Raw genomic sequence first — 13,219 nt, forward strand, 5'->3', positions numbered from 1 at the left:
ACCATAAAATGCGTGCTTGCTGGAATAAATACGTTTTACTGGTTTATTAGCACACGAAATACAAAAAATGATTGTAATTATAAATATCTTTTTCACAATCAAATTTAATAATTTTAAAGCGAAATCCCACGTCCTGCATAGAAATCCAGAACTTTGATGCTGAACAGATAATTATATTTTGCTTGAGCCACAGAACCCTGTGCATTTGCAAAATTGTTTCTCGCCATCGTAACGTCATAAATGGTCGAACGTCCAGCTTCATAACTTTTCGTTGCAAAATCCAGCGCCAGTTTTGTACTTCTCTCAGCTTCCATCGCAGAAACATAAATTTCGTAGTTCGAATCAGCATTGAACTGCGCCTGTTGAATATCCTGCTTCAACTGGAACTTCTGTTGCTCCAAATTATTTTTCGCAATCGACTCATTGATTTTGGTTTGTTCCACTTGCAATCTTGTAATTCCTTTGTTAAAAATTGGAATGTTGGCAGAAATCCCGACTTGCTGACCAAAATTTGATTTGTATTGCTGGATGAAACTTCGTTCCTGCACCGCAACCGGAAATCCGCTTGATGCATCGTAACCAGTGATGTTGGTGTTCAGAAGATTGTTGTAAAAACTTCCAATTCCTGCAGTTGCCGTGATTGTCGGATAGAAATTCGTCTTCACCACTTCCGTTTGTGCCTCTGCAGATTTGATTCTACTTTCCGCCGCTTTTATCACGGGCTGAGATTCATAGGCAATATTCAAAACTTCATCCACGGTTTCTTTTTGAGGTACCAACTCATCCGGAACAGGAATATCTACCACATCAAAACTCTTGTAATCCTGAAGCTGTAAAATCTGAGCCATTGCAAACAAAGCCCTATCTACATTGATTTGAGCTGTTTGTACATTCTGTTTTTCTCTAGCGACGGAAGCGGTTGCTTCTGCCAAAACCGTTTGCGCGGTCGTACCAACTTCCGTCGTGATTTTCGCGCGGTCGTAGAGTTGTTGTGCGTTTTCCATTGCGCTTTGAGAGATTTTTTTGATTTCCCTGTTCAGCATTACAGAAAGATATTGTTGTGCAATTTGAAGTGCGATATTGTTTTTTATCGTTTCAATATCCTGCAAACTCGCCTCCACATCAAAGCCCGTTTTTCTAATCGCTTTCTCTAGCCTTCCGTTGTTGTACACCAAAATATTGGCGCCAACACTCGAGTTGTTGCTGAAGTTGTCATTTCGGATACTCGTGTTCACAAACTGTGTGTTTCCAAAACTTGCCGTGTTTGAGATGCTTCCGGAAACTGACGGCAGATAATCTCTCTTTGCCATTTCCAGATTTTTTGTCTGCACATCTTTGTTGAGAGCCTGCGCCTGAACCTGCAGATTATTTTTAATCGCATAATCCACACATTCCTGAATCGTCCATTTCTTCTGAGAAAATCCCAAAACCCCAATAGACAAAAGCGAAATACAAAAAACTTTTTTAAGCATAAAAGAAAAATTATACACAATAAGACTTCGGAATATTGGATTTGTTACAATTAAAATTTACAATCGGATACTTTTCATAAAATTTTTTGTTTTATAGAAAAAAACATTAAACAAACTTTAATGTTTAGAAGATGGGATTTGTTCTTCTTTACCAATAGTAACATTATTAAAAATAATATTCTCTGTATTGGTCATGCTTATTGCATTCTGTGCTTCATTGATTTTTACATTAGAAAAGACAATATTATTTACTTTCTTGGTAGGATAACCCTGTATTACGATTCCAGCGTTGGTCGCTTTTTTAACTTTGAAATTATTGACAAACAAATTATGGATGTCTGTTTCGTGACCTTCGCCTTCCCCTTTGTAGAAAGATGTGATGTAAATTGCATCCTCTACCTCTCCAAAATCTACATTGTTGATGTATATATCCTTGATGTAGCCACCTCTGTCCGCGTTAGATTTCAGATATAGAGCACGTTTGCAATAGCCGGCAAAGGTCGAGTTTTCTACAAAAACGTTTCTTACGCCAGATGACATCTCACTACCAATCACAATCGCATGCAAACCTTTGAAACGGCTATTTCTAACGATAATGTTTTCTGATGGCATATTGGTTTCTCTGCCTTCTCTGTCTCGCCCAGCTTTGATGGTGACATTGTCATCTGCGTTGTCAAAATCTACATCATCAATCAAAACATTTTTAGAATATTCTATGTCGAAGCCATCATTGTTTTTGTTTTGAGAATCAAATTTTACTTTCCGAGCCGTGATGTTCTCTGATTTTAGGAAATGAACACACCAGAATGGAGCGTTTGTAATGGTAACACCTTCAATCAAAATATTTTTACTTTCAAAGAACTGAACAAGCTGAGGTCTTAAAAAGCTGTCTTTCCCGAAGATTCTTTCCTTTACAGGCGTCATCTTCAAGTTCATATCTCTGGTTTTTGCCTGTGCAGGTTTTTGCTTGTCGTACCATTGGCTGAAACCATCTTTGCCATTTCCATCAATTGTTCCTTCACCAATTATCGCAACATTTTCTACTTGATAGGCGTAAATCAAGGGACTGTAGTTATAGATAAGTGTTCCTTCCCAACTCGTGAGAACGGCAGGAAGGTAATCTTTTTCATTTGTTCCAAAGATTATTTTTGCATCTTTTTGTAATTCCAAAGTCGTGTTGCTTACGAAGTGGATCGGCCCGTTAATCAAGTAAACACCTGCCGGAACAACTATTTTTGCGCCTTTTTTTGCCTTGCTTTGTTTCATTGCTTTGTCAAAAAAAGGTTTGTTATCTGTTTTAGAATCGCCCTTGGCACCGAGATTTGTAATTAGAATTACATTTTTTGAAACTTTGGGAGCTTCTATTGTTTTAAGAATATTGTCAATTGCACGAGATTCAACAGTTGCAGTATCAAGGATGTTGATGTTAATTTTTGCACCAAAACAAAAAAATGAAAGACTGCAGAAAACGATTAAAATAATTTTTTTCATTTTATTTTTATTGAGATTTTTTATTTCGTTAATAATAATAAAAATCATTGTAATGATGGTTGATTTTCACGGTTAATGTATTGTTTTTTTCTATAGAAGTGGTTTTTATATTTTTTTGATGTAACAATTCAGCAATCGGATTTACTTATATGTAAAATCCAGACAATGTCTCATCCCATTCTAAGAATAGAAGATATCAACAAATCCTACGACACAGGCAAGAGCAAATTGCACGTTCTCAAAGGCATCAACCTGAATATCAACGAAGGCGAATTTGTTTCTATTATGGGAAGCTCCGGTTCCGGAAAATCGACATTGCTGAATATCATTGGGATTTTGGACGAAGCAGACAACGGCATCTACGAGTTGGACGGCGTTCCCATCAAACATCTCACCGAGGTCAAAGCCGCAGAGTACAGAAGTCGTTTTCTTGGATTTATTTTTCAGTCTTTCAATTTGATTAATTATAAAACAGCTTTGGACAATGTGGCGTTGCCGTTATATTATCAAAATGTTTCCCGAAAAGAAAGAACCAAACGCGCCGAAGAATATCTTGAAAAAGTGGGACTTTTAGCTTGGGCAAATCACCTTCCCAGTGAACTTTCCGGAGGGCAAAAACAAAGAATCGCCATTGCAAGAGCACTCATCACAGACCCGAAATTAGTCTTGGCCGATGAACCAACAGGAGCATTGGATTCCAAAACGACACACGATATTATGAAGTTGCTTCAGGATATCAACAAAGAAGGAAAAACAATCGTTGTTGTAACACACGAACCAGATGTGGCCGCGCAAACCAAAAGAAACGTCGTCCTGAAAGACGGCTTGATAGAAAGCGATACATTCATCAATCAAATTGTGTTGTAGAAGGCTGGGAGAGGGAAGTCTGATGATGGAAGGAAATAAATTGAAAACAGAAATATTTAAAAATTAAAATAATGCGAAAGGCGGGAAACTTCCAACTTCCTTCTTCTAGCTTCCAACCCAAAAATTATGTTTGACTTAGACCGCTGGCAAGAGATTTTTAGTTCTATTCGCAGTAACGTATTGCGGACGGTGCTTTCTGGGTTTACGGTGGCTTTGGGATTGTTCATCTTCATTGTATTGTTTGGCATTGGAAACGGTCTTAATAATTCATTTGCCAAAGCATTTACAAGAGATGCAACCAATCTGATCATGCTTTTCGGAGGGAAAACAACGCTTCCTTACGCAGGATTGCAATCCGACAGACAGATCACTTTTAACAATGATGATTTTGAGGAAATTGTGAAAGAAAGTGATGGCAAATTAGAATATGCGTCGCCAAGATACACAACAAGTCTCACCGTAAAATATGGAAAGGAAAGTGGTGGTTATCAAATCAACGGTGTTTTGGGCGACGAGAAATTCCTGGAAAACAGAACCATGATCGATGGACGATACATCAATGAAAGAGATAATGCATTAAAACAAAATGTGGCTTCTATTGGAAGGATGGTTTGGCGAGATCTGATCCGAGATGGAAATCCAATTGGGAAAGATCTGGAAATCAATGGGACGATGTTCAAAGTAGTTGGTGTTTTCTCCGATCCTGGCGGTGACTGGGACGAGCGACACATTTCGATTCCACTTTCTACACTTCAGCAAATGAAGAAAAGTTCTGATACGATCAGTACACTAATGCTTTCCTACAATCCCGATATGACGCCAGACGAAGGTGTAAAATATGGCGATGAACTTGAGAAAAAAGTAAAAGCACGACATAAAATTTCACCAGAAGACCAGCAGGGAATCAGGATCAATAACAATGCAAAAAACACGCAGGATTCTTTTGCTTTCCTTTTTGTCATTACTGCAGTTGTAGGATTCATCGGGCTTGGAACTTTGTTGGCAGGAATCATTGGGATCAGCAACATCATGGTTTACATCGTAAAAGAAAGAACCAAGGAAATAGGTGTCAGAAAAGCCATTGGTGCCAAACCTGGTGGAATTGTAGCCTTGATCCTTCAGGAAAGTATTGTGATCACAGTGATTTCTGGATTTGTAGGCGTTGGACTTGGTGTTTTAGCTTTAAAGTTAATAGGAAACAATCTCGAAGATTATTTCATCTCAGAACCTTCTGTTGGTTGGGGATTGATTATTTCGGCCTTCTTCTGTTTGCTGCTAGCTGGCACGATCGCGGGATTTGTACCAGCCTACAAAGCTTCCAGGATCAAACCAATTGAAGCATTAAGATCAGAGTAAAAAGAGAAACGAATCAAAAACAAATAAACAAGATCAAGACTCAGCAAAACCATCAACCATCAACCAACAACTATCAACCAAAAATGAATATACTTTTCAAAAGAGATACCTGGCAAGAAATCTATTATTCCCTTCGGAATAATAAGCTCAGAACGTTTCTGACGATGATCGGCGTTGGTTGGGGAATGTTCCTGTACGTCAGTTTGCTTGGTGCCGCGAATGGAATGGAAAATGGGTTCAACAGATTGTTCTCAGGTTTTGCCACTAACTCCGTTTTCCTTTGGCCACAAAGTACCAACATTCCTTACGAAGGTTTTCCGAAAGGTAGACAAATGAATCTTCATCTTAAGGATATTGAATACATCACCAAGAAAGTTCCAGAAGTCGATTATATTTCGCCTCAAAGTGTGAGAGGGAATTTTGGAACACCGGGCGATCAGATCTCTAGAAACGGAAAGAAAAATACGTATATGATCACAGGCGATTTCCCGGTTGGTAATCAGATCTCTAAGAAGAAATTATTGTTTGGTAGATACATCAACGACGCTGATATTCAATCTAAAAAAAATGTGATCGTGATAGGAGAGGAGATCTACAAAAATCTTTTCGATGCTAAGAAAAACGAGAATCCAATTGGGAAATCAGTCAATTTGAAAGGGATATTTTTCAATGTCATCGGTGTTTTCCGGGTGCCAAGAGGTGGCGGAATGGAGAATGACCAATCTGCTTATATCCCATTTTCCACTTATTCCGGAATGTACAACGAAGGTGACAAAGTCGGATTTTTCGCAATTGTAGGAAAGCCAAATGCAGAAGCAGCAGTTGTCGAAACGAAAGTGAAAGATGAACTCAAAAAGATCAACCACGTTTCGCCGGAAGATACCAATGCGTTTGGAAGTTTCAATCTGGCAAAAGAATTCAAAAAAGTAACAGGATTTCTCACCGGAATGCAGTTGCTGACCATCATCGTAGGAACATTGACCATTCTCGCTGGTGTCATCGCAATTTCAAATATTCTGCTAATTACAGTGACAGAACGTACGAAAGAGATAGGGATCAGAAGAGCTTTGGGTGCAAAACCGTCAGAGGTCAGAAATCAGATCTTGTTGGAAAGTGTTGTAATCACATTGTCATCGGGATTGTTGGGATTTATATCAGGAATCTTCTTATTGATCATCCTTAATATTTTAACCATGAACAATGATGCTTTTCCATTTTACAATCCAACGGTAGATTACGGAAATGTTTTCTCTGCCATGGGAATTATGATCTTCCTTGGACTGATCATCGGATTGATTCCTGCGCAAAGAGCGGTGAAAATTCGACCAATTGAAGCATTGAGGACTGAGTAATTATAAAATTATAAATGATAATCGATTAGTGATAAATGATTTTACTAATTTTTTAATATTAAAATAAAAACAAACTATATTTCTACGTAATGGAAAAGGAAAAAAAGAAATTTACATTCAAAAAGGCATTGTCCATATTTCTGGGATTGCTCTTCGTTGTGGCTTTGGTTGGCGGAATTGGTTATCTCATCAAATCCAACTCTGCGGAAAACGAGGTCTTTCTAACCAGAAAGCCAACCATCCAAAACCTGGATGATAAAGTGATGGCCACCGGAAAGATTGAGCCGCGTGAGGAGATCGAGATCAAACCAAATATCGCCGGGATCATCCAAACCATTAGCGTGGACGAGGGTGACAAAGTGCAGGCGGGACAACTGATTGCAACCATCAGAATTGTTCCGAATATTACCGAAGTGAATAATGCCACAATGCAAGTTACCAATTCTCAAATCCAATTGGCGAATGCAAAGGTCAATGTTGCAAACCAACAGAAGCAATATGAGATGCAGGCGAAATTGTACAAGCAGGGTGTGATTTCAAAACAAGAATATATCACCGCTGAACAACAGTTACAGACAACGACCCAACAACAAAAATTGGCAGTTCAAAGCTTAAATGCAGCGCAGAAACAATTGCAGATTGTAAGAACTGGTGCAACGCCAGAACTTCAAAGTATGGCAACCACCCAGATCCGTGCGAAAGCCGCTGGAACGGTGTTGGAAATCCCTGTGAAAGTCGGTAGCCAGGTGATCGAGGCCAACTCTTTCAATGCTGGAACTACGATCTGTTCTATTGCAGACCTTAATGCCTTGATCTTCAAAGGTGATATCGATGAGGCACAAGCTGGAAGATTACAACAAGGCATGGAAATGAAAGTGGTGATCGGTGCGTTGCAAAATAGATCTTTCCCTGGAAAGCTCACGCTTATCGCACCAAAAGGAAAAGAAGAAAGTGGGACCATCAAATTTGCTGTAGAAGGTGATGTTTACAACAAATCTGGAGATTACATCCGTGCAGGATTCAGCGCAAACGGTGAAATATTATTGAGTTCTAAGAAAAATGCACTACTTTTGGATGAGTCGTTGATCCAATATGAAAAAGGCAACAACAAATCCTTTGTAGAAGTGAAACAACCGAATGGAAGCTTCAAAAAAGTATATGTGAAATTGGGCTCTAGCGATGGGATCAATGTTCAGATACTATCTGGGATTGATAAGAATGCAGAAGTAAAAGTCTGGAATCCTTCTGATAAAGATAAGGAAGAGCTGAAAGACAAAAAGAAATAGACCTTTAAATTATAATTGTTAAAAGATCCGTCTCGTTTTCATAATGGGACGGATTTTTTATTTTTAATAATAATCATCAAGAATATACATTGAACTACTATGGTAGTACAACAAAAAGTCCTCAGTAAATCTACCGAGGACTTTATATTTGAATTGTATATTGTTTAGATTACATTGGAGGCATATCGTCACCACCATTGCTATTGGAATTAATATCCTGTTTACGCTTCGGTTGCTCTACCTTTTCTCCTTGCTTGAATCTGTAGGTCAGAGAAAGAGACATTTGTCTTGGTTGCCATTGCATATACATTTCGTTTTGGAAATCCGGACCGTAAGTAGTAGATTTTCTAGCTCTGGTATTGAAGATATCCTGAATGTTGAATGCCAAAGTTCCATCGCCTTTCCAGATGGTTTTTGTAGCACCAAGATTGAAGAAGTAAATCGACTTCGTGTCTTGACTTGCATTCTTCTGACCACCTCGGAAATTTGCTTGAATCTGTACACTCAAGGTTTTGTCGAATTTAAAAGTATTTGACAATCTCATTCTTGTAGATACGCCATCTCCATTGTATGATTGGATAAATTTGTTATCTATGTAAAGATCACCTTTGGTATTGTATCCAAAGACATCAATGTTACCCATGATCTTCCACCATGCAAATGGATCATAGGTTCCGTTCAGGTCCAATCCATATCGGTCCTCATTACCAACATTGAATGGTTTGATGTTGAAGGCACTTGGGTCAGTGGTACTTTGAATCACTGCCATTTGGACATTGTCTTTTTCCTTTCTGTAATATAAAGTTGGATTGATGGTCAATTTACTTTTTGAGTAATTATAGCCAAATTCAAAAGAATCGATATAAGAAGGATTTAGGTCAGGATTTCCAGAGAAGAGGTTTCGGCTATTGTTAAACGAAAAGAATGGTATCAAAAACCAAGATCTAGGTCTGTCTATCCTTCTGGAATAGTTGACTAATAATTGATTGTTTTTGGCAAAATCATAACTCAAAAATACACTTGGGAAAAGATTGTTGTAATCTTTATTTTTTGCAACAATATTTCCTGTAATGGTATCTGGATACGAAAACTCTATTTTTGAATGTTCATTTCTCAACCCTACTTGATAGCCAATTGGTCCCAATTTGCTTTTGAATTGGACATATCCCGCATTGAAGGTTTCATTATATTTACTGATTCCTGTAAAAGTGGGTAATTCAAAAGCTGGAGTATCTACATCGTTCTGCTGCAGTACAAGATTGTCATAATCATTTTGATTATCATCCAATTTGTAACCAGCGTTGAAGGTAGAATTTTCCCCAATTGGTAGTTCGTAATCCAATTTTACGACCAGCGATCTATTCTTGGTTTCCTGTCTTGTAAAGTTGTAATAATCTAGTGTGCTATTTGTAATTTGGGTAATATCATTGCTGTTATTGGACCTGTTGCTTTGCAAACTTACGGAACCTGAGATGTTCTGACCTTTATCATCCAATTTATGGTCTATTCCAAAGTCACCTTGCATTCCTGTATTGGTCATTCTACCAATACTATTACGAGTTGTGAAATCTACAGAGCCATTTCTATTGAAGTCATAATAATCAATTGGATTATCAGTATCATTGCTGAAAGTTCTAATGTTTCCCGATAGATTGATACTGGTTTTTGGAGAGATGTCGTAGGTGACACCAGCCATCGCATTGTAATTTTCAGATTTGGAATTTGTTTCACTGTTTTGAGTGGAATTAGCAATATTTCCTCCTGTGTAAGCAATGTTATTTCTACTTGTGTTTTTCCCTTCCTGATAACCACCGCCACCATTCAGAAACCAACTCCAGTTACCTTTTTTCCAGCTTAAGTTGGTATTAAGATTGGTTTTAGGAAGATAACCTAAAGTTCCGATCACACTTCCATTAAAACCGAGTTTAGTGGTTTTTTTAAGAATAATATTAAGGATTCCCGCTGTTCCAGAGGCATCATATTTTGCTGAAGGATTGGTAATTACCTCAATTCTGTCAATCTGATCGGCAGGAATTGCTTGTAGTGCATTGGCACCATCGTCTATTCCAAGTAGCGCAGAAGGTTTGCCATTGATCAAAAATCTGACGTTTGAACTTCCTCTCATAGAGACTGTACCGTCTGTGTCCACGGAAACCGAAGGCACGTTTTGAAGAACATCTTGCAGATTGCCTCCAACAGCTGTTAGGTCACTTTTTACATCATACGTTTTCTTGTCAAGCTCCACTTTGTAAGGTTTCGTAGAAGCTGCGGTGATCACGACACCTTGGATGTCTGTCGTGTTGTTCAGGTTGGCGTTGCCGTTGGAAACGATCACGAAAGGTGCGATTGGACCAGCCTTTTCAACTCTTATTGTCTGGTTGAATTTTTTGTAATCTACAGCTTCAATCGTTACATCGTAGCTTCCAGGAGCTAGATCTAGTTTATAGTTTCCATCTGCATCTGCTAGTGCTGCATCGCTCAATTGTGAATTCTGCTGATTTTTGAAAGTGACAGATGCATAGCCAATTGCGCCATTCGCATCTTTCACATTTCCAGAAATATTCACCTTTTGCTGAGCCATGATGAAGCTTGCTGCTCCAATAGTTAGTGCCAAACCAAAAGCTTTCTTTTGAAATACACTTACAATTTCCGTTCTTTTCATTCCTAGTTTGTTTTTGAGCCGTTGCTCTATTTATTTTATATCTTTCTTGTTTAGCCAATCTTGGTAAGCTTTGGCGTTTATCGCATGTTCCGCAGCATTGTCAGTGAATTTATGATAACCAAATCTCGCTGGATCCGCACACATAAAAATGTAATTGTTGTTTTCCGCATCCAAAACCGCATTCAGAGAATTTTTATCAACAATACAGATCGGTCCTGGCGGAATACCTTTGTTCGCATACGTATTGTAAAGCGAAGGTTCCTTCAAATGTTTGTAATAAACTCTTTTGATCTGTAATGTAAAATTGCTCGCTTTGTTCACCGCATAGATCACCGTTGGGTCACTTTGTAGTTTCATGCCTTTTTTATATCGATTCAGATATAGGCCAGCGATCGTTTTCTGCTCATCTGGTTTGCCGCCTGATTCTTTGTAAACGATGGAGGCCAAAGCGTAGATCTGATCTCTTGTCAAGCCGGATTGTTTTTCTTTTGCAATTCTCTCCGCGGTCCAAAACGCTTTATATTCATTATCGAATTTCTCAAAAAACTCTTTCGGCGTCACGGTCCAGAAGAAATCGTAGGTATTGTTGAAGAAATACTTTTTCAGGTCTTCAGCATTTTTATAACCTTTGCTGACAGCGATTTCATTCATTTGATCAGCAAATTTCGTTGAATCGAGCTCTGTCTTTTTGGTCACACGACCGATCATCTGATAAACATCATCGAAGTCTTTGATCCGGAAAGAATTCGGCGTTTGATTTCCTGCGAGGATCATATTCACGATTTCGCGGTTGTTCATTCCCGATTTCAGTTCGTATCGTCCTGGTTTGTAATTTGCCCCAAGATTTTTGTCTTCTGCGATGCTGGTGAAATGATCTTTATTTTTAATATAAGGAGAGATCGAATCCAAGATCTGCTGAGACTTCGCATTGTGCGGGATTAAAACAAAGCCATCTTTCTCCACATTATTTCCGACATATTTATTGTAAAATCTGATCCCGAAAAATCCCAGGATTGCGATGACAACAACAGATATTATAAGAATTATTTTTTTCATAGTTTAATTTGTAAAAGAGATCTAGAATTTTAAATCTTTTAATTTTCCAATTATTGAATCTTTAATTATAATGCAATATCTCCCTTAAAAACTTGATTTGCTGGTCCTTCCAACCAAATGTCAGTGAAACCTTCGCCATTTTTCTCAGCATAAACTTTCAGTTGTCCACCCAAAACCTTGACTGCAACAGAGGTTTGATTGTTTTTATCCATAAAAGTTAAAGCCGCAGCCGTCACTCCGGTTCCACAACTGTAGGTCTCATCTTCCACGCCTCGCTCGTAGGTTCTTACAAACAATTCATTGTCAGAAACAGTTTCCACAAAGTTGACGTTGATCCCTTCTTTCTTATAAGTTTCAGAATTTCGTATTTCGTTACCATTTTTGAAAACATTATAATTATTTAACATTTTCACGTACTTTACGTAATGTGGCGAACCAGTATTTAAAACAAAGTCATTTCCGTCTGTGCTAATGTTTTTCACATCGATCATTTTCAGTTTCACGATGCCGTTTTTGATTTCCGCTTTGTGTAGTCCATCGATCGCATCAAATGTCGTTTTGTCTTCGAAAATATCCAAGAAATGAGCAAATGCCACAATGCAACGCCCGCCGTTTCCACACATCGTACTCTCGTTTCCGTCGGAGTTGTAATACACCATTTTGAAGTCCGATTTTTCATCGTTTTCCAGAAGGATCAAACCATCGCCACCTATTCCGAAACGTCTGTCGCACAGTTTTTCGATGAAGTCGGTACTTTTTGGGAATTCCAAATCGCGGTTGTCGATCATTACAAAATCATTTCCTGTTCCTTGATATTTATAAAATTTGATTTGTTTGTTCATAGTTCTTGTATTGGTAGATGCAACGCTTAGGTATATTTTGTTGAAACAATATTTCCATAAGCGATTTATTTATTATTCTGATTGTTAGTTGATTAATTTGATTTTCCATTACAAAAATCAAGCCTGTAAAAATACTTATTTTAAAGACAATCCAATCTTGATTAATGTTATTTAAATTTAATCTAAAATGCTCCTTCATTATAGAATTTCTCAATCTCGCCATGTTGAATTTTTTTAATTATTATACCTATCTTTGTTCGTCGAAAAAATGAAAGAAGATCAATTACTTACGCTCATTCTAAAAGCCCGAGACAAAGATCAAAAGGCTCAGACACAACTCATTAATTCTTTTTGGGTGGATGTGTTCTCATTTGTGATGAACAAAGTGAAAGATGAAAATGATGCGGACGAGATCACTGTTTCGGTTTTTTCGAAAGTCCTGAACAAGTTAGATCTCTTCGATCCCAGTTTCCAGTTCAAAACCTGGATCTTGACAATCGCCCAAAATACGATCATCGATTTTTGGAGAAAAAGAAGCCGTGAAAACGAAGATCCAAATGCCAACCTTCAAGACGTTAAAAATGAATTTGCAAGATCTCCCGAGGAGTTATTGATCTCCGAGGAAGACCAGCAAAAGATCATCAAGATCATAGAAACAATGGATGCTAAGAATCAAGACATCATCCGTCTAAGATTTTTCGAAGAGAAAAGCATCAAAGAAATAGCAGAAGAACTCAATCTTTCTGTGGCCAATACAAAAGTGAGAATAATGCGCGCCAAAAAGATCTTGGCCGAGTTATTAAAAGAAGACGAAACCGATTTTTAAATTTAAGAT

Annotated in this window: 10 protein-coding genes; 5 read left to right on the forward strand and 5 right to left on the reverse strand. The window is 38.0% G+C overall.

The features are described 5' to 3' along the window. Positions 1-113: 113 nt before the first annotated feature. Both BMW39_RS01705 and BMW39_RS01710 read right to left on the reverse strand, forming a co-directional pair. Positions 114-1,472, reverse strand: coding sequence for a TolC family protein (locus tag BMW39_RS01705; protein ID WP_034976730.1), 1,359 nt, complete (start codon positions 1,470-1,472; stop codon positions 114-116). A 117-nt stretch (positions 1,473-1,589) separates the two neighbouring features. Further along, positions 1,590-2,963 (reverse strand): glycoside hydrolase family 28 protein, encoded by a 1,374-nt coding sequence (locus BMW39_RS01710; RefSeq protein ID WP_083391889.1) that lies wholly within the window; start codon positions 2,961-2,963, stop codon positions 1,590-1,592. A 177-nt stretch (positions 2,964-3,140) separates the two neighbouring features. Here BMW39_RS01710 and BMW39_RS01715 point away from each other — a divergent pair, with 177 nt between their 5' ends. The 4 genes from BMW39_RS01715 (at position 3,141) to BMW39_RS01730 (ending at position 7,824) form a co-directional block, all read left to right on the forward strand. After that, positions 3,141-3,830 (forward strand): ABC transporter ATP-binding protein, encoded by a 690-nt coding sequence (locus tag BMW39_RS01715; RefSeq protein ID WP_034977826.1) that lies wholly within the window; start codon positions 3,141-3,143, stop codon positions 3,828-3,830. A gap of 126 nt (positions 3,831-3,956) precedes the next feature. Continuing rightward, on the forward strand, positions 3,957-5,186 hold the full coding sequence (locus tag BMW39_RS01720; protein ID WP_034976731.1) for an ABC transporter permease: 1,230 nt from the start codon (positions 3,957-3,959) through the stop codon (positions 5,184-5,186). Positions 5,187-5,269: 83 nt separating this feature from the next. Next, entirely contained in the window at positions 5,270-6,538 is a 1,269-nt protein-coding gene (locus tag BMW39_RS01725) for an ABC transporter permease (RefSeq protein WP_034976732.1), read from the forward strand. An 89-nt stretch (positions 6,539-6,627) separates the two neighbouring features. Further along, a complete protein-coding gene (locus BMW39_RS01730) occupies positions 6,628-7,824 on the forward strand; it encodes an efflux RND transporter periplasmic adaptor subunit (protein ID WP_034976733.1) in 1,197 nt (398 codons plus the stop codon). A gap of 169 nt (positions 7,825-7,993) precedes the next feature. On the opposite strand, the gene BMW39_RS01735 is transcribed toward BMW39_RS01730, so the two are convergent. The 3 genes from BMW39_RS01735 to dapF form a co-directional block, all read right to left on the reverse strand. Further along, positions 7,994-10,486 carry a TonB-dependent receptor domain-containing protein gene (locus BMW39_RS01735; protein WP_034976735.1) on the reverse strand — a complete coding sequence of 831 codons (2,493 nt, stop codon included), beginning with the start codon at positions 10,484-10,486 and terminating at the stop codon, positions 7,994-7,996. Between the two features lie 30 nt (positions 10,487-10,516). Then, positions 10,517-11,542 carry an endolytic transglycosylase MltG gene (gene mltG / locus BMW39_RS01740; protein ID WP_034976736.1) on the reverse strand — a complete coding sequence of 342 codons (1,026 nt, stop codon included), beginning with the start codon at positions 11,540-11,542 and terminating at the stop codon, positions 10,517-10,519. A gap of 65 nt (positions 11,543-11,607) precedes the next feature. After that, positions 11,608-12,384 (reverse strand): diaminopimelate epimerase, encoded by a 777-nt coding sequence (dapF, locus tag BMW39_RS01745; protein ID WP_034976737.1) that lies wholly within the window; start codon positions 12,382-12,384, stop codon positions 11,608-11,610. A gap of 268 nt (positions 12,385-12,652) precedes the next feature. Here dapF and BMW39_RS01755 point away from each other — a divergent pair, with 268 nt between their 5' ends. Beyond that, on the forward strand, positions 12,653-13,210 hold the full coding sequence (locus BMW39_RS01755) for an RNA polymerase sigma factor (protein WP_034976740.1): 558 nt from the start codon (positions 12,653-12,655) through the stop codon (positions 13,208-13,210). Positions 13,211-13,219: the final 9 nt, after the last annotated feature.

Origin of the sequence: Epilithonimonas lactis (assembly GCF_900110605.1) — a bacterium.
Taxonomy (GTDB): domain Bacteria; phylum Bacteroidota; class Bacteroidia; order Flavobacteriales; family Weeksellaceae; genus Epilithonimonas; species Epilithonimonas lactis.